An 18,393-nucleotide genomic window follows, 5' to 3' on the forward strand; every position below is an offset into this window, starting at 1 on the left:
GTTACATTCGCTTATAAAAAATAATACAAAGACAAAGCAATAGAGTTTTAGTTGTAGATTTTGGGTCGCCGAACAATTCGTTAATGGAACTTGAATAGGTAATTCCGCAGGTATGGGAAATCGGTTGAAAAAATTATTTTTTACAGTTTTGGCTGTAGCCTCAGTTGATGTAGTGGCTGAGCTTAAGCCCATTGCTGATGATGAGCTGAGTCAATACTCTGGCCAAGCCGCTGTTGCCTTTGATATTGATCAAATAGGCTCGAATAGCTATACCCGCGTTACATTGGGTATGGAATCAAAAATGCAGATGAACATTAATAATGTTGAGTTAGGTAAATACGAAAGAGATGGTGAGTTAGGCGCTGACTTCTCTGCTACTAACCTAGCATTTGGTTCTATATCTACTGATGCCGCTCAAGTTCAGCTAGATGGGCAAACTTACGCGGTAAACGATATTATTCCTTTTGAAGTAAATGATCCGTATTTCGAAATTGCCAAAGACGCTACCGATGAGCTTGTAGGCTTTCGTTTGGGCTTTGGTGAAGCTCGTGGTCAGCTTAGCGGTGACTTTGATAGTATTTCTGGTAACGTTGGCGCTACGATTACTGATTTCTTTGGCGATGATTACCAAGCATCGATGCTTAACTTAAGTGGCGATGTCGATAATACTCGTGCTAAGTATTTTGGTGTAGGTAATGATCAAAGTGGAGGTGCAACGGATTGTAATTCGGGTTTTTACTGTTATGACCTTGCAGACTATAAGACTCTTGATGTTGGGCAGAGAAACTCTACAACAGGTAATGTTGATTACACCAACGACTTTTTCATCTCTTTTCAGAAAGAAGACACCGACTGGTCAACGAGTGATGGTCAGATGACCACTGCTTCAGGTGTATTTATTAACATACCTACTTCTCTTCATATAGATATGAATACCGGCACTAATGCTAATGGTACTGAACGAGTTCGGGTGGAATATATCGACCGTGGTGTTGGTTTATTTAAGCCGTAAAATCTTTTCCTTTATTAATCTTACAGTTCTCGAAAAGCAAGCCTATAGAGTACAATATGAACCTTCTTAGATTAGGAGGTTCTAATGCAGTCCATCTTTTGGCACGACTACGAAACATTCGGCGCAGATACTCGCCGAGATAGGCCAAGTCAGTTTGCCGGTGTTAGAACCGATTTAGATTTAAATATCATCGAAGAGCCAACGACTTTTTACTGTCGCCCTTCAGAAGATGCTTTGCCTTCTCCAGAAGCTTGCTTAATTACTGGCATCACACCTCAATATGCACAAGAAAACGGTTTCTCTGAGGTCGAGTTTGCCAAGAAGGTAGAAGAGATTTTTTCAGTCCCGTCTACCTGTGTGGCTGGCTATAATAGTATTCGCTTTGATGATGAAATCACTCGAAACCTGTTTTATAGGAACTTTATAGACCCTTATGAGCGAGAGTGGAAAAACGGTAATTCACGCTGGGACTTAATCGATGTTGTGCGTTTAACTTACGCTCTTCGACCCGAAGGGATCAATTGGCCTTGTGATGACTCTGGAACGCCAAGCTTTAGGCTTGAGGTCTTAAGTCAAGCTAATGGTATTGAGCACTTGTCAGCACATGACGCGATGAGTGATGTTTATGCCACCATCGGCCTAGCTAAGCTAATCAAGTCAGCACAGCCACAATTGTTCGACTATGTTTTTAAAAATAGAGACAAGCATAAGGTACTAGAGTTACTCGAACCAAATAAGCTTAAACCGGTTTTTCATGTTTCTTCGAAATTTCCTGCAAGTAAAGGGTGTTGTGCGCTTATTGTGCCGCTATTTCAAGACTCCAAGAATAAAAATTCCTTTATCTGTTTTGATCTAAGGCAAGACCCTGCTTACTTGTTTGCGCTGAGCAATGAAGAGATTCAGCGTCGGCTTTACATGCCTTCGGCGCAGCTTTCTGAGGGCGAAGAGCGGCCAGCAATCAAGGCGATTCATGTAAATAAATGCCCAATGGTTGTTCCTGCTGCAATGATAAAGACGATGTCTGCTGAACGACTTGAACGCTGGGAGCTGAATCTGGATTTGATGAGGTCACACTTAGAATGGATCAGAAATAACCCAATATTTGTTGAAAAAATTAAAGAAGTGTTCAGCCTGAGCTCCCCCGAGAGAAACGAAACAGACCCCGACTTGATGATATATAGCGGTGGTTTTTTCTCTACCCATGATAAAGCTGAGATGTCGCGCGTTAGGCAGGCCAGTGATATTGAGTTGGAGGAAGAGGAGTTTAGATTTCAGGATAGTCGTTTGCCGGAATTATTGTTTCGCTACAAAGCGCGAAACTTTCCTCAAACTTTGACGGAGGAAGAGCAGTCAAAGTGGGAGCGGTATTGTGCAAACAAATTGATGAGCGCCGATGGCGGGTACCTTACTTTTAAAGAGTTCTTCGATCGCATTCATGCAATATCTCAATCGGATATCGACTCTAAATCTCAGTCGGTGCTTGAAGATCTCCGGTTCTATGGTGAGTCTATCATTCCATATGCCTAGTAAAGAGCTTCAGATAGCGCGGGCTATCTGAAGCTAAATAAGCTTTTTCTAGAACTTGCTGAACCCTTGCCATTGTTCAGTAGAAAGATTCGTCATGCCCTCGGCGCTGTTAATTTCTGTCTTTTCTGGTTCTCTTGCCTGAGAGTTTTCAGAATTAGATTTTGCGACAACAGTAAGCACCCCGTTTTCGTCAGCAATAATGTTCTGAACTAGAGTGCTCATATCTTCTAAGGTAAGAGAGTTCACTTCTTTAGCTAATTGTTCTTTGGTGTCGAAGTCTACATTTTTTATATCAATGTCTTTCCAAAACCTATTGGAGCGTGAATAAAGGGTGTTGTCTTGCTTTAGTAGGTTTGCAACAACCGAGCTCTTGTGCTTGTTCAAGTCAGCTTTGCTTGTTGACCTAACTGTCTCTAAGCTTGTATGAATGAACGCCTTGGTTTCCTTATAAAGCTCTTGGCCTGTGTTACTAGGGGACTGAACAATGAACGCTATAGCCGGTACTTCAAGCAACTCAAAATTTGTTGCGAATACGATGTAACCCATTTGTTTTTGAGTGCGGACTTGGTTGTAGTAATCACTAGAGAGTATTTGAGTGAGTAGTAAGTACTTAGCACGTTCTTTGTGACTAGTAGTTTTTCCTTGTACATAGTGAACAAAGCCGGTATCACTGTGCTCGGTGTCGAGCGTGTTGAGCCAAGGAGTCTTAGGTGGTATGCGGCGAATTTTGGCGCGGCTGACCTCGGTCTTAGTTGCCTTATCAAGTAATATGCTTTGAATTAATTGTGCATTATTGAGTGTTGATGCACGCGATAGGTTTCCGCTACTCAACACTGCTATATCTAGTTGAGACAGAAAGTCTTCACGAAACTGATTAATATCTTCTAGTTTTATATCTCTAAGTGCGCTCAGACGTTCTTCTTCATTCCAAGAAGGAGCAATAACTACGTTCTGAGCTTTGGAAATAGCTTGCTGAAATGGCTTCTTATCTTTTGCGTTTGATAGGCTTCTAGACAAGCGTTCTTTCATTATAGAGAAACGAGAGGGAGAAAACTCTGCATATTTAACGGTGTTAAGTAACTTGCTTAGAAGTTGGGCCTGTCTATCGCTGTACCCGCTGATTTTGATGGTTACACCACGCATATGCTTGTATAGCTCGTAATGAAGGCCTGCAAGATAGGCAGGGTAGCTATATTCATTAAGCGAGTCAGTTAGAAGTTTTACTAAAAGATCTGTCATATTTAGCGTTGCCGCAGACTTAAGCGCTTCAGGGGAGCGTATGGTAAGGAATAAGTTTGATTTAGGCGTGCCAAAGCTAGTGTCAGTGTGATGCCATACTTCTAAGCCAAGTTGTTTGAGCAGAAGCTCTGGCTTTTCAGTATTCATCGTTTTAACTATTGATATGTTTTCCGGAATAAAAATGTTTTTCTCTGGCAGGCTTAGCCTATTGTCCTGCTTAGGCTTGATGAGTTTATCCAGAAGGTTCTGATCCAGTTCTTGAATGTTATAGGGTGCGTCGTACCAGTCAGTAAACCGTTTTCCAACAACTGCTTTAGCGCTAACCGCAACAAACATATTCTTGGGATTAAGATGGCTTAAGTATGTTTTGTATAACTCGTGATCGAACTGCTTGAGCGAGTAGGGCTTGATAAGAATATCTTCTGCTGAAGTAAACTGGAGCGCCCTTGATAGCTTGCTCGTGAAATGAATGGGTTCACTTTTCTCTTGATAGTTAAAAGCAATATCTAACATGGTTTTTTGTTCGTCAAAGTAAAGCTTTTTCAGGCCTTCTTTACGTAGAAGGTCAATATAACTATGAATGGTCTCTAGAATTCGTTCCTGGTTGTCAAAGCCAAACTGAGTCAAGCTCATGCGGATAACAAACAGTTCTTTGACTCTAGTATCAAACTCTGCACCGGCCGATAGTGAGTCGACTAGGTTTTCATTTTTTAATGCCGACAATAGGCTGCCTTTACCCTCATGGCCAATCAGGTTTGATAGGTAGGATACAGGCTTTGAGTCTTGGTGAAGGCTTGATGATGGTATGGGGAATGCGAGCATCATTGATCGCTTGTCCATTATCGATTGCGCTTCAACTTTTACAGGTAGGAAATCTTCTGCGAAGAAATCTTGCGATATGTCGGTAAACTCGACGTTGCTGTTTGGAATGTTACTGAACTTGGCTAGTGTCCACTTTTTAAGTGTTGAAAGAGGCTCTTTCCCCAAAATTACCAAAGTCATTTGATTCGCAGAGTAATTCTTTTGATAAAACTCTAATAAAGTGTCGCGTAACTTTTCTTCGCCTTTGTCACTCAGGGTTTCAAGGTTTCCAACAGAAAAGCGGCTATAGGGGTGATCGTCGGCTAATACTGCTTTTATTACAGAATAAAAGCGTCGTCCATCATCCTTGACTTTGGATGTGTATTCGGAATGAACAGCGTTAACTTCACGCTCGACATACTCGGCGTTAAAAAGCGGGTGAGTGAACTGCTCAGAAAAGCGTTCAAGCGCCGCTTCTAGGAATTCGGGTCGGATATCAAAGAAATAGTTTGTATTTTCAGGTGAAGTATATGCATTGTGTGAGCCGCCATGTTGAGTGATATATTTCTGATAAGCATCAGGCTCAGGGAATTTTTCAGTGCCAAGGAAGAGCATATGTTCAAGAAAGTGGGCCAAGCCCGGATATTCAAGAGGGTCACTTGCGCTGCCAATATTAACGTCTAGAGACGCAGAAGATTTATCGGTATTTGGGTCGGAAACCAGCAAGACTCGAAGTTTGTTTTCTAGTACTAAGTAATCGTAGTGCCGGCTATCATTAGGGCTTTTTTCTATAGAAAGGGAGGCGTTAACATTACTAGATATAATACCTACAGCGCATAATATGAAAAGCAAATAAACTGGCCGTAAAATTGATATTCCGAACACAGAAATTCCTCGATGATCAAAGTAAGTTTAGTGAGCTAGTATAGTGTTATTTCAGCTTGATAGGGGCTTTTGTTAAAGCAAGTTCACGTTAATAACATAATTATATATATTAGAGTAATGTATCTACGTAATCTGTAGTTAAAATAAGGTCACATGGCCGATTAGTATTATATTTCAGCATATTTTTGGCTTTATACTACAATTATCTTTGGTGTGGTCGCATTTGATTTCAGACTTAAGATACTGATGCAGGGAATTAACTAGTTATCCATTGGTAAGCGAATTCTGAGCGAAGCGCAATCAATTTATTCTTTTCGGGGTATTAAGTAATGAGCTATTTTTTGACCGGTGGAACCGGTTTTATTGGTCGTTTTTTAGTTGAGAAACTAATCGCGCGTGGTGAGAAGATATATCTTCTTACACAAGAGTCCAGTATGGAGCGCTATGAGGAATTGCTTGAGCGTTTTAACGTGTCAGGTGATGACGTTGTAGCGATCGTTGGCGATTTGACTCAGGATAACCTGGGTATCTCTGATGCTCAAATGGCCGAGCTCAAAGGAAATGTTAAGCACTTTTATCATCTAGCAGCGATCTATGATTTGAACGCTGGTGCTGAAATTCAGAAAGCAGTAAATGTACAGGGCACAAGAAACGCAATTGTTGCCGCGACAGAAATGCAAGCAGGCTGTTTTAACCATATTAGTTCGATCGCAGCAGCTGGTCTTTATAAGGGGACGTTTAGAGAGGATATGTTCGAAGAGGCCGAGAACCTTGACGATCCATACCTTCAAACAAAACATGACTCGGAAAAGGCTGTTCGAGACGAATGCTCTATTCCTTTCAGAATCTATCGTCCTGGTATGGTTGTGGGGCACTCTAAGACTGGTGAGATCGACAAGATTGACGGTCCATATTACTTCTTCAAAATGCTGCAAAAAATTCGTAACACTTTACCAAAGTGGATGCCTACTATTGGTATTGAAGGTGGCCGCATTAACGTTGTGCCGGTCGACTTTATTGTTGATGCAATTGATCATATTTCCCATGCAGATGGTGAAGATGGAAAATGTTTCCATTTGACTGACCCAGACCCACACAAGGTTGGTGAGGTTCTAAATATTTTTGCCGAAGCTGGTCATGCGCCAACCATGACAATGCGTGTTGATTCTCGCATGTTTGGTTTTATTCCTTCAATGGTTAGGAATGGCCTAAAGAACCTTCCTCCTGTTAAGCGTATTACGAGTGCGGTTTTAAATGATTTTGGTGTTCCAGAGTCGGCAATGGGTTTTATCAATTACCCAACAAAGTTCGACTCTCGCGAAACAGAGCGTGTATTGAAAGGATCAGGAATCGAAGTTCCTCGTCTAGAATCCTACGCACCTGCTATTTGGGATTTTTGGGAGCGTAACCTAGACCCAGATTTACATAAAGATCGTTCCTTAAAAGGTACTGTTGGTGGAAAAGTTTGTGTTGTCACGGGTGCAACATCGGGTATCGGATTGGCGACTGCGCATAAATTGGTAGATGCTGAGGCAATCGTATGTATCGCTGCTAGAACGCAAGAGACTCTGGACGAAGTTAAGGCTGAGCTACAAGCAAAAGGTAAGGGTGAAGTGCATGCTTATCGTTGCGACTTCGCGGACATGAATAACTGTGATGAGTTCGTTGAAGCCGTGCTAAAAGATCATGGTCATGTTGATTATTTGATTAATAACGCAGGCCGCTCGATCAGACGTGCGATTAACCATGCATTTGACCGTTTCCATGATTATGAACGAACTATGCAGCTAAACTACTTTGGTTCTTTGCGTTTGATTATGGGGTTCGCGCCATCAATGCTAGAACGTAAGTGCGGCCATATCGTTAATATTTCCTCTATTGGGGTACTAACTAATGCTCCACGCTTTTCTGCATACGTTGCATCAAAAGCTGCTTTGGATGCATTCTCACGTTGTGCTGCGTCAGAATTTTCCGATAGTAATGTGACTTTCACAACGATTAATATGCCGCTTGTGCGTACGCCGATGATTGGCCCAACTAAGATCTACGACTCTGTTCCGACATTGTCGCCAGATGATGCGGCAGATTTGATTGCTGAAGCGATTGTGCATCGACCAAAGCGTATCGCTACACGCTTGGGGACTTTTGCTGCAGTACTTCACTGCTTAGCTCCTAAGGTTGGTGAGATTGTAATGAATACTGGCTATAAGATGTTCCCTGATTCAGCTGCGGCTCAAGGTAAGGGGCAAGCTAATGAAAAGCCAAAAGTTTCAACAGAGCAGGTTGCATTCGCTGCGATCATGCGTGGTATTCACTGGTAAGGCGTTTTGTCTAGCTAGTATTTGATGCTATGTAGTAATAGAAAAGGGGCTTCGGCCTCTTTTTCTTTTTTAGAAGCTTACTTTTTCAGAAAAAGTAACTAAGAAATGGTGTAATTATTTTTACTGGCTGTGTAATATAGCCACGTTGTTTTAACCACACTAAGAGATACGTTCTGTATCTCTATCGAATAAAACTTTTAAGGAAGGTAATAACTAATGAGTGTTTTAGTTGGTAAGCAAGCTCCTGATTTTACAGTATCTGCAGTACTAGGTGACGGTTCTATCGTTGATGAATTTACGTTTTCTGAAGCGACAAAAGGCAAGTATGCCTTGGTGTTCTTTTATCCATTAGATTTTACTTTTGTTTGTCCATCTGAGTTGATTGCTCTGGATCACAGAATGGATGACTTCAAAGCTCGTGGCGTTGAAGTTATTGGTGTTTCTATCGATTCTCACTTCACTCACAACGCTTGGAGAAACACTCCAATCAATGATGGTGGTATTGGTCAGGTAGGTTATACGCTAGCAGCAGACATGAACCACGATATTTGTAAGGCTTATGATGTTGAGTCAGAAGGTGGTGTTGCATTCCGTGGTGCATTTTTGATTGATACTAACGGTACTGTTCGTTCGCAAATCGTTAACGATTTACCGCTTGGTCGTAATATGGACGAATTGATTCGTCTAGTTGACGCGCTTCAATTCCATGAAGAGCATGGCGAGGTTTGTCCTGCAGGTTGGAATAAAGGTGACAAAGGTATGAACGCTTCTCCTGATGGCGTTGCTGCATACTTATCAGAGAATGCCGACAATCTTTAATGGTCGATAAGTCTTTGTAATATGAAAAAGCCCAACATTAAGTTGGGCTTTTTTGTTTTTTAGTGCTCTTGTTTTGAATAAAGTCGTTCAAAGCTCCATACGAGCATTATGGGGATGGTGATAGCTAGCGTTCCCATGCTGTAGTCTGATAAAGAGCGCTCAGTAATTCCATGAATCAAAAGCATGAAAATATCCAGGGTAATCAGCCCGAAAAGAGCGCCAGATATATAGTCGCTATAATCATGATACCAAGGTGTGGCGTTACTCATTGTTGTTCTACCTTTCTTGTGTTTCAGGCAGTTGCTGTGCCCGATAGTTTTTATTTTTATTGTGACAAAAGCAGAATATCACGGTGTGTTGGTGCTGTAAGAGTATAGTCAGGGCTATCTCTTCGCTGCAAGTATATCTTGCAGGACTTGCTTAGTCTTCAAACCATACCTGATTTTCACCATTTTCTCGGGCTAGATACAGGCGATTGTCAGCATTTTTTAAAAGCTCAATTAAAGAGTTATTGTTGTTCTCGGTTATTCCTGCTGAAACAGTGAAGTTGAAGCTGAACTCATCTATCATAACAATATGGTCTTCAACTAGCTCCCTAAAGCCGTCTACAAGCTTTGCTGCTTGTTCCAGGCTTAGCCCTGCCATAAGTATTGCAACGTCAGAGTCGTTTATTCGAGCGTATTGGAAGCGATTGAATGCCTTTGGTAGCAGGGTGGTTAGATTGCGCATGGTGATATCGGGCGCATCCAGGCCGTGCTTGTCTTGAATGTTATGCATTTGGTCAACAGAGAGTAGAGCAACAGATACTGGGGTGCTCTGGCTTACGGCCTTTTCTAACTCTTTGTTCCCATCAAGAAAGAACTTCTGTTTGTTGGGCAGCCCTGTAACAAAGTCATGGAAGGCGAGATATTTAAGCGTTTGGGAATGCTCAAGGTTTTCGATGTTGTGTAAAATGCGGCAATGAAACTCTTCATGGCTAAAGGGTTTGTTCAAGAAGTCGTTTGCGCCATTTTTTATGAACTTGGCAGTTAGTTTTCCGTCACCTTCACCAGACAAGCCGATTATAACCAGCTCATTCTTGCTCACCTCTTTTCGGATGTTTTTGACCAAGTCAAAGCCGTTCATTCTTGGCATGTTGTAATCGGTAATCAGTAGTTTAATATCTGGGTGTTGTTCAAGGGCCTCTAAAGCCGTGTCGCCATCGTCTGCGGTGTGCACTTGATAAAGGTGTGTCTCAAGTTGCTGTTGAATGTAGCGGCGAGACATTTTGGAGTCGTCTGCTACAAGAATTTTTATATGCTGGTTTTTTTCAAGGCGCTTAATCAGCTTTATGACATACTCGTAAGAGAAGCGGCTTTCTTTTACAACGTAGTCGACGATTCGCTTTTCCAGCATTTTCTCCCTTTTCTCTTCATCGTAATTTCCCGTGAGTACGATGGTGGGGATTTTTTCTGCAATGGTGTAGTCAACGACTTCTCCATCCGGTGCGTCAGGAAGGTTTAGGTCGACCACTGCAACAAGGTACGCATCTGCGCCATTATTTTGAATGTGTTCCTTTGCTTCTGCGAAGGACGTGGCGATGTCAAAAGGGAAGCCAGCATTGCTTTTGTTGATGTGTTTGATGATTTTTACAACAATCGAGCTGTCTTCAACAAGTAAGAATTTTTTCATAGTTGAGGGTACGCTAGTCTGTACATAATAAAAGGGCGCTATATAGAAGCCGTGGGTTTATCTATCAGCTTAGTAGTTCCTCGCATAGTCTCCAGTTTTTAGTCTTCAAAAAGTTTAAATATGGTCACTTTTGACATTCAAATATGTTAGAATCGCGACCTTTATTTTAATAATCAGAATAAACAGGAACGCTGTCCATATGGGTGATCAAGCGAAAGAAATCCTTCCAGTTAATATTGAAGACGAATTGAAGCAGTCGTATCTCGATTATGCGATGAGTGTTATCGTTGGTCGTGCCTTGCCTGATGCGCGTGACGGTCTCAAGCCTGTGCATCGTCGAGTCTTGTTTGCGATGAGCGAACTGGGGAATGACTGGAACAAGGCGTACAAGAAGTCAGCACGTGTCGTCGGTGACGTAATCGGTAAATATCACCCTCATGGTGACTCCGCCGTATACGATACGATTGTACGAATGGCTCAGCCTTTCTCTTTGCGTTACATGCTTGTAGATGGACAGGGTAACTTTGGTTCCATAGATGGTGATAACCCAGCTGCGATGCGATATACCGAAATTCGTATGCAGAAGCTTGCTCATTCGTTGCTTGCTGACTTGGACAAAGAAACAGTCGATTTTGTTCCTAACTATGACGGTACCGAGCAGATACCCGAAGTTATGCCGACTAGAGTTCCTAACCTGTTGGTGAATGGCTCGTCAGGTATCGCTGTTGGTATGGCGACTAATATTCCACCACACAACTTAACTGAAGTTGTTGGTGCTTGCCTTGCTCTGATGGAAAATAGTGATATTACCTGTGAAGAGTTGATGGAAATTATTCCAGGTCCAGATTTTCCAACCGCTGCGATTATTAATGGTCGTGCAGGGATAGTCCAGGCTTACCAGACTGGCCGCGGGAAAATTTATTTAAGAGCGCGCTATGAGGTCGAGACCGATAAGAATGGAAAAGAGCGCATTGTCGTTACAGAAATTCCATATCAGGTTAATAAAGCCCGTTTGATAGAGAAAATAGCCGAGCTTGTTAAAGACAAGAAGATCGAAGGTATTACCGAGCTTCGTGACGAGTCTAATAAAGAAGGTATGCGAATAGTGATCGAACTTCGACGTGGCGAAATGCCTGAAGTGATCATGAACAACCTTTATGCCCAGACTCAACTTGAGAACGTATTTGGTATTAATATGGTTGCTTTGGTTGATGGTGAGCCAAAGACGATCAATCTAAAGCAATCGCTAGAAATATTCGTCAAGCACCGAAGAGAAGTCGTTACTCGTAGAACAGTCTACTTGCTCCGTAAAGCGAGAGAGCGTGGGCATGTGTTGGAAGGTTTAACGGTTGCTTTGGCAAATATCGATCCGGTTATTGAGTTAATCAAGAAGTCACCAAGTTCTGCGGAAGCGAAAGAAAAACTCTTGGCTCAAGCTTGGAGTCCTGGTGATGTGACCGCGATGCTTGCTAGTGCAGGTGAGAATGCCTGTCGCCCAGATGATTTAGAACCACAGTATGGCTTGCGTGATGGTAAATATTACTTATCGCCAACTCAGGCTCAAGAAATTCTGAATATGCGTTTGCACCGTTTGACCGGTTTGGAAACGGAAAAACTCATTGGCGAATATCGTGAGATACTAGAGCGAATCGGAGAGTTTTTAGCGATTCTGAGTGATCCGGTTAAATTGATGCAGGTTATTCGTGAGGAGCTTGAAGCGGTTCTTGAAGAGTATGGAGATGAGCGCCGTAGTGAGATTATTTCTTCACGTCGTGATTTGACAGTTGCAGATTTAATCAATGAAGAAGACCTGGTAGTTACTATTTCTCATGGAGGCTATGCAAAAACTCAGCCTGTTGAAGATTATCAGGCTCAGCGTCGCGGTGGTCGAGGGAAGTCTGCAACGTCGATGAAGGATGAAGACTTTATCGAAAAACTACTCGTGGCCAATTCCCACGATACGATTTTATGCTTTACCAATAAAGGTAAGGTTTACTGGTTGAGAGTGTTCGAAATTCCGCAGGCCAGCCGTGGTTCTCGTGGTCGCCCAATGGTGAATATTCTGCCATTGGATGAAGGCGAACGCGTAACGACTTTCTTGCCTGTTCATGAGTACACTGAAAATAACTTTATCTTTATGGCTACAGCTAACGGTACGGTTAAGAAAACTCCGCTCGAAAACTTTGCTCGCCCACGTAGTTCTGGTTTGATTGCTTTAGCTCTTGATGACGGGGATACGTTGATCGGAGCCTCGATCACTGATGGTGACCGTGACATTATGTTGATGAGTAACTCGGGTAAGATGATTCGCTTCCATGAGTCAAATGTAAGAGCGATGGGACGAACTGCTCGAGGTGTTCGCGGTATTAAAATAGCTGAAGAGCATCAGGTTGTATCCTTGATTATTCCTGAAGAAGAAGGCCTGTTATTGGTTGCAAGTGAAAATGGTTACGGTAAGCGTACTCGCATGGATGAATTCTCAGTAATCGGGCGTGGTGGTCAAGGCGTGATTGCAATGCAATGCTCCGAGCGAAATGGTTTGTTGGTGTCTGCGGTTCAAGTTAAGGAAGGTGATGAGCTGATGCTTATTTCCGATAAAGGCACTTTGGTTAGAACTCGTACAGAAGAAGTTTCGATCCTCGGTCGAAATACTCAGGGTGTAAGGCTGATCAAGCTATCTCAAGAGAATGAGCATTTAGTTGGTGTGGAGCGTGTTGATGAGTCTAGTCTTGATGAACAAGAAATAGAAGAGGGAACTGATACTGTTGAGGCAGGCGCTTCGAGTGAATCAGATGAATCTTCAGATCAATCACCTGAGGCCTAACTGGAAATATAATGGTAGATGAAGCAACAGAGCTCGCAAAGCTACGGGCTCAGATTGATGAGATTGATCAAAATATTCAGTCTTTGATCAACCAGCGCGCAGCTTGTGCTCAGCGTGTTGCTGAGGTGAAGCAGGCTGCTGCCGGTAATGAGCTTGTGCAGTATTATCGCCCTGAGCGAGAGGCTCAGGTCCTGCGGGCCGTAATGGAACGCAATACGGGGCCTATGCCAGATGAAGATGTTGCTAAGCTCTTCAGAGAGATAATGTCCTGTTGTCTAGCCCTTGAAAAACCAATGAAGGTAGCTTTTTTAGGGCCGGAAGGTACTTATACGCATGCAGCGGCCCTAAAACATTTTGGACACTTTGTTCATGCTCAGCCTATGAGTGCAATTGATGAAGTGTTTCGAGAGGTGGAGTCTGGCCAGGCAAACTATGGCGTTGTACCAGTTGAGAACTCAACGGAAGGCGTTGTTAATCATACTTTGGATAGTTTCGTAAATTCACCTTTATTCATTGCTGGTGAAGTGAAGTTAAGAATTCATCACCACTTGCTATCGAATGATGAAATCAAACCCTCTGATATCAAACGAGTCTATTCCCATCAGCAATCTTTGGCGCAGTGCCGGAAATGGTTGGATGCGAATTGCCCTCAAGTTGAGCGTGTTGCTGTTAGTAGTAATGCCGAGGCTGCAAAGCTCAGCATGAAAGAAGAAGGGGCTGTTGCGATCGCTGGTGACATGGCAGCCGAGCAGTATAGCTTACTCAAACTTGTCGAGAATATTGAAGATCAGCCTGATAATACGACCCGCTTCTTGATTATCGGTAGCGATGTTGTTCCTGCTAGCGGTCAAGATAAGACCTCTATTATGGTGTCGGCCAAGAACAAACCAGGGGCACTATATCACGTCCTTGAGCCTTTCCATCAAAATGATATTAGCCTTACCCGCCTGGAAACTCGGCCTTCGAATTCCGGTACTTGGGCCTATGTGTTCTTTATTGATTTCGAAGGTCATATCGATGACGAAGGCGTGCAGAAAGTTGTTCAGCAGGTTTCTCCTGATGCGGTAGAAATTAAACATCTCGGTTCTTACCCGGTGGGTGTGCTCTAGTGAAAAAATCTGACCAGCTTTCAGGTTTGGCTGTAGCGCCTGTCCAGGCTTTGCATCCTTATCAACCCGGAAAACCCATTGACGAGCTAGAACGAGAGTTGGGTATTAGCGATATTGTAAAGCTGGCAAGTAATGAAAATCCTCTGGGTATGAGTGAATTGGCAAAACAAGCCATTTCAGCTGAGCTCGCTGAGGGAAGTCGTTACCCTGATGGCAATGGCTATAAACTAAAGTATGCCTTAAAAGAGTATCTGTCATTTCAAGGGCATGACATCAGCCTTGAGAGCATGACGCTTGGCAACGGCTCAAATGACTTGTTGGATATTATTACTCGTTGTTTTTCTGATCGAGATTCTGAAGTAATTTTCTCTGAATATGCCTTCGCAGTTTATGCGATATCCTGTCAGGCTGTAGGTGCTAAAGCTGTTGTAGCTCCCTCAAAAGATTGGGGTCATGACCTTGATGCAATGTATGAGCGAATTTCTGAGAAAACCAAACTAATATTTATTGCTAACCCGAATAACCCAACGGGGACATCGATCAATAAAGATCTTTTGCTTGAGTTTCTAGCCAAGGTGCCGGAACGAGTGATTGTTGTTTTGGATGAAGCTTATTGTGAATACATTTCCGATGAAGACTTTCCGGATGGTATCGGTCTTGTCGAAAAGCACACAAATCTGATTGTTACTAGAACCTTTTCCAAAGCTTGGGGGTTGGCTTCTTTGCGTGTGGGCTATGCTGTCTCTCATCCGGGTATCGCGAATATCCTTAATCGTGTACGGCACCCGTTTAATGTCAATTCTTTAGCATTAGCCGCAGCAGCTGCTGTTTTAAGAGATGATGCCTACCTAAAGGCTAGTGTTGAGTGTAATGCTCAAGGGATGTGTCAGATGGCGCTTGCTCTTGAGCATCTCGGGCTAGAATTTATTCCGTCAAAAGGTAACTTTATTACCTTTGATACGGGTGTTGATGCTATGGAAATTTATCAGCGCTTGTTGAAGCTTGGTGTGATTGTGCGCCCTGTAGCGAATTACGGTATGAACTCGTTCCTTCGTGTATCTATTGGTTTGGAGCAGGAGAATTCAAAGTTTATTAAAGCACTCGACTCTTTACGAGAGGAAGGATGCTTGTGAGCTCGCGCATTGCAAGGTTGGCTGTAATTGGTGTTGGGTTGATTGGTGGCTCCTTGGCTAAGGCCGCGAGAACTGAAGGTTTTGCAGCACACACTTGCGGTTACTCCTTAAATCATAGTGAGGCTAAGCTTGGTGTTGAGTTAGGAGTTATCGATGAGGCTGCTGAATCTATCGCTGCGGCAGTGAAAGGTGCTGACTTGGTTGTGCTGGCGGTTCCTGTAAAGGCATTTGAAGATGTCTTAAGTGAAGTAAAGGTGTCATTGAAAGAGGGGGCTGTTGTTACCGATGTTGGTAGCGTAAAAAAATGCTTTCTTGAGGCTGTTGAAGCAGTCTATGGTGAGGTACCTTCGTTTGTCGTTCCGGGGCACCCAATAGCGGGCTCGGAACGCAGTGGAGTCATGGCTGCTGATGAAAATTTATATCAGCGCCATAAAGTCATATTGACACCCTTAAAAAATACTAACCATCTTGCTTTGTCCCTGGTTCGGTCTATGTGGCGTATGGCCGGTGCGACCGTGCTTGAAATGTCGATTGAGAAGCATGATGAAGTCCTTGCTGCGACTAGCCATTTGCCACATTTGTTAGCCTTTTCGTTGGTCGATACGCTTGCCGGTGAGGAGCAGAACCAAGAGATCTTCCGTTATGCAGCGGGAGGCTTTAGAGATTTTACTCGTATTGCCGCAAGTGATCCTTTGATGTGGCATGACATTTTTCTTGCCAATAAAGATGCCTTACTTAAGGTTTTAGATCACTTTACTTCAGACCTTGCTTCCTTGAGAACCAGTGTCGAGCAAGGCGATAGTCAGCACTTGTTAGGCGTTTTTACGCGAGCTAAGTCTGCGAGAGAGCACTTTTCAAAAATACTAAACGGACAGTCGTATACCGATACTATGAATACTAAAAATGTAACGTTCAAAATGGCACCTGGCGGTGAAGTTCGCGGAAATATCCGAGTAGCGGGCGATAAATCGATTTCCCATCGTTCAATAATGTTAGGCGCTCTTGCAGAAGGAGTGACGGAAGTTGAAGGGTTTCTTGAGGGCGAAGATAGTCTGGCGACACTTCAGGCCTTTAGGGATATGGGGGTTGTAATTGAGGGGCCAGAAGAAGGGCGAGTTAAGATTCATGGTGTTGGTCTGCATGGTCTTCAAGCGCCTCCTGGGCCACTTTACCTTGGTAACTCAGGAACTGGTATGCGTTTATTTGCCGGTCTACTTGCCGGGCAAAAATTTGATACGGAATTGACGGGTGATGAGTCTTTATCTAAGCGGCCAATGGAGCGAGTTGCTGGCCCATTACGTCAAATGGGTGCGAAAATTGAGTCTGCGGAAGGTGGACGTCCGCCTCTAAAAATTAGTGGTTCTCAAACTCTGGCAGGTATTCGTTATGATATGCCAATGGCCAGTGCGCAAGTTAAGTCTTGTTTGTTATTGGCGGGCTTATACGCTGATGGCGAAACACAGGTTCAGGAGCCAGCGCCGACTCGAGACCATACAGAGCGTATGCTTAATGGTTTTGGTTATCCGGTAAAGCGAGAGGGTGCAGTTGCTACTTTGGCTGGAGGTGGTTCTCTGAAAGGCGGGTCTATTGATGTGCCTGCGGATATTTCCTCTGCAGCTTTCTTTATGGTTGCTGCATCTATCTGCCCAGGCGCTGATTTGACACTCAAGCACGTAGGCCTAAACCCTACGCGTGTTGGTATTATCAACATTTTACGCCAGATGGGTGCTGATATAGAGGTAATGAATGAGTCTGTCGTAGGTGGTGAGCCTGTAGGCGACATTCGTGTTAAGCATGCACCTCTTAAAGGAATTAAAATTCCAGAGGATCAGGTTCCGCTTGCGATCGATGAGTTTCCTGTTTTGTTTATTGCTGCGGTTTGTGCTGAGGGAGAGACGGTCTTAAGTGGCGCTGAAGAGCTTCGTGTTAAGGAAAGCGACCGTATACAAGTGATGGCTGATGGTTTGGCGCAGCTGGGTGTTAGAACGGATGTTAAGCACGACGGTATAGTGATCAAGAATTCTGAGATTCAAGGCGGTACAGTTCATAGTCATGGCGATCATAGAATAGCGATGTCTTTCGCTGTCGCTTCATTAAGAGCGAAGGGTGAAATCGTGATTAGGGATTGTGCTAATGTTGCGACGTCATTTCCAAATTTTGTTGAGTTGGCTAGTGAAGTGGGTCTGAATATTAGCGTTGAAGACGATTCCGAGTAAAACGAGTTGTAGTAAAGAATGGTGCTGAAAAATTTCGTGACATTCAAAAAATTGGAGATAGTTGAATGACATGCAAAGTATTAACGATAGATGGTCCCAGCGGCGCGGGTAAGGGGAGTATTGCTCAGCTCGTGGCGAAGCATTTGGGCTGGTCTTTGCTTGATAGCGGGGCGCTTTATCGTCTTACCGCGCTGGCTGCTACTAGGTTGGGGGTTGCTTTCGATAACGAAGAGGCTTTGGCTGAAGTCGCTGAGAAGTTAGATGTTGAATTCGTTCCATCTGAGTACGGTGAGCCTGTCAGAGTATTACTTGGTGGTCAGGATGTGACGAATGATATTCGTACAGAAACTGTGGGTAATGATGCGTCAAAGATAGCGCCTTTGGCATCTGTTCGCGCAGCATTATTGCAAAGGCAAAGAAACTTTGCAGTCGAGCCTGGCTTGGTTGCTGATGGTCGAGATATGGGGACAGTGGTGTTTCCAGAGGCAGAATATAAGGTATTTATGACAGCGAGCGCAGAAGCTAGGGCGGATAGACGCTTTAAGCAGTTGAAGGCGGAGGGGGAAGATGTTAAAATCGCGCCCCTTTTAAAGGAGATAGAAGAGCGAGACGCCCGAGACATGGGGCGAAAAAATGCTCCGCTCAAAGCCGCTGAAGATGCGTATCATGTTGATACTACAGGGCTTTCTATCGAAGAAGTTTTAAAGGAAGTTGTTAATTTTATTGAGCGGAAATCTTAATAAATACGACTTCTAAACTTTTGGGTTTTGGTTAACGTTGGCCAGCAATGCAAAACCCATTTCAATAAATAAACCGTACATGCTGGTGGTACGGAG

The 18,393-nt window shown here is 43.5% G+C and carries 12 protein-coding genes; 9 read left to right on the forward strand and 3 right to left on the reverse strand.

All coding sequences use genetic code 11. From position 1 onward, the window contains the following. The first annotated feature begins 124 nt into the window (after positions 1-124). On the forward strand, positions 125-1,012 hold the full coding sequence (locus A3766_RS21065) for a DUF6160 family protein (RefSeq protein ID WP_156490548.1): 888 nt from the start codon (positions 125-127) through the stop codon (positions 1,010-1,012). 84 nt (positions 1,013-1,096) lie between these two features. Beyond that, on the forward strand, positions 1,097-2,539 hold the full coding sequence (gene sbcB, locus A3766_RS21070) for an exodeoxyribonuclease I (protein ID WP_068512962.1): 1,443 nt from the start codon (positions 1,097-1,099) through the stop codon (positions 2,537-2,539). A 48-nt stretch (positions 2,540-2,587) separates the two neighbouring features. On the opposite strand, the gene A3766_RS21075 is transcribed toward sbcB, so the two are convergent. Then, a complete protein-coding gene (locus A3766_RS21075) occupies positions 2,588-5,431 on the reverse strand; it encodes an insulinase family protein (RefSeq protein ID WP_156490641.1) in 2,844 nt (947 codons plus the stop codon). 362 nt (positions 5,432-5,793) lie between these two features. Here A3766_RS21075 and A3766_RS21080 point away from each other — a divergent pair, with 362 nt between their 5' ends. Beyond that, complete coding sequence (locus A3766_RS21080) at positions 5,794-7,785, forward strand: SDR family oxidoreductase (RefSeq protein WP_068515512.1); 1,992 nt, start codon at positions 5,794-5,796, stop codon at positions 7,783-7,785. A gap of 216 nt (positions 7,786-8,001) precedes the next feature. Then, the gene (locus tag A3766_RS21085) at positions 8,002-8,604 is read left to right on the forward strand and encodes a peroxiredoxin (RefSeq protein ID WP_068515509.1); all 603 of its coding nucleotides are present in this window, start codon (positions 8,002-8,004) and stop codon (positions 8,602-8,604) included. Between the two features lie 59 nt (positions 8,605-8,663). Here A3766_RS21085 and A3766_RS21090 read toward each other — a convergent pair whose 3' ends face one another. Both A3766_RS21090 and A3766_RS21095 read right to left on the reverse strand, forming a co-directional pair. Further along, on the reverse strand, positions 8,664-8,873 hold the full coding sequence (locus A3766_RS21090) for a hypothetical protein (RefSeq protein WP_068515507.1): 210 nt from the start codon (positions 8,871-8,873) through the stop codon (positions 8,664-8,666). Positions 8,874-9,024: 151 nt separating this feature from the next. Continuing rightward, the gene (locus tag A3766_RS21095; protein ID WP_068515504.1) at positions 9,025-10,275 is read right to left on the reverse strand and encodes a response regulator; all 1,251 of its coding nucleotides are present in this window, start codon (positions 10,273-10,275) and stop codon (positions 9,025-9,027) included. A 199-nt stretch (positions 10,276-10,474) separates the two neighbouring features. On the opposite strand from A3766_RS21095, the gene gyrA reads away from it, so the two are divergent. The 5 genes from gyrA to cmk all read left to right on the forward strand — a co-directional run bounded on the left by gyrA (position 10,475) and on the right by cmk (position 18,297). Beyond that, on the forward strand, positions 10,475-13,099 hold the full coding sequence (gyrA, locus tag A3766_RS21100; RefSeq protein WP_068515502.1) for a DNA gyrase subunit A: 2,625 nt from the start codon (positions 10,475-10,477) through the stop codon (positions 13,097-13,099). A gap of 11 nt (positions 13,100-13,110) precedes the next feature. Further along, positions 13,111-14,208, forward strand: coding sequence for a prephenate dehydratase (pheA, locus tag A3766_RS21105; protein ID WP_068515499.1), 1,098 nt, complete (start codon positions 13,111-13,113; stop codon positions 14,206-14,208). Continuing rightward, a complete protein-coding gene (gene hisC, locus A3766_RS21110; protein WP_231872046.1) occupies positions 14,208-15,341 on the forward strand; it encodes a histidinol-phosphate transaminase in 1,134 nt (377 codons plus the stop codon). The genes pheA and hisC overlap by 1 nt, the downstream gene beginning before the upstream one ends. After that, entirely contained in the window at positions 15,332-17,557 is a 2,226-nt protein-coding gene (locus A3766_RS21115; RefSeq protein ID WP_068553341.1) for a bifunctional prephenate dehydrogenase/3-phosphoshikimate 1-carboxyvinyltransferase, read from the forward strand. Before hisC ends, A3766_RS21115 begins: the two co-directional genes overlap by 10 nt. A 65-nt stretch (positions 17,558-17,622) precedes the next feature. Further along, positions 17,623-18,297 (forward strand): (d)CMP kinase, encoded by a 675-nt coding sequence (cmk, locus tag A3766_RS21120; protein ID WP_068509312.1) that lies wholly within the window; start codon positions 17,623-17,625, stop codon positions 18,295-18,297. The last annotated feature ends 96 nt before the right edge of the window (positions 18,298-18,393 follow it).

The organism is Oleiphilus sp. HI0132 (assembly GCF_001635845.1).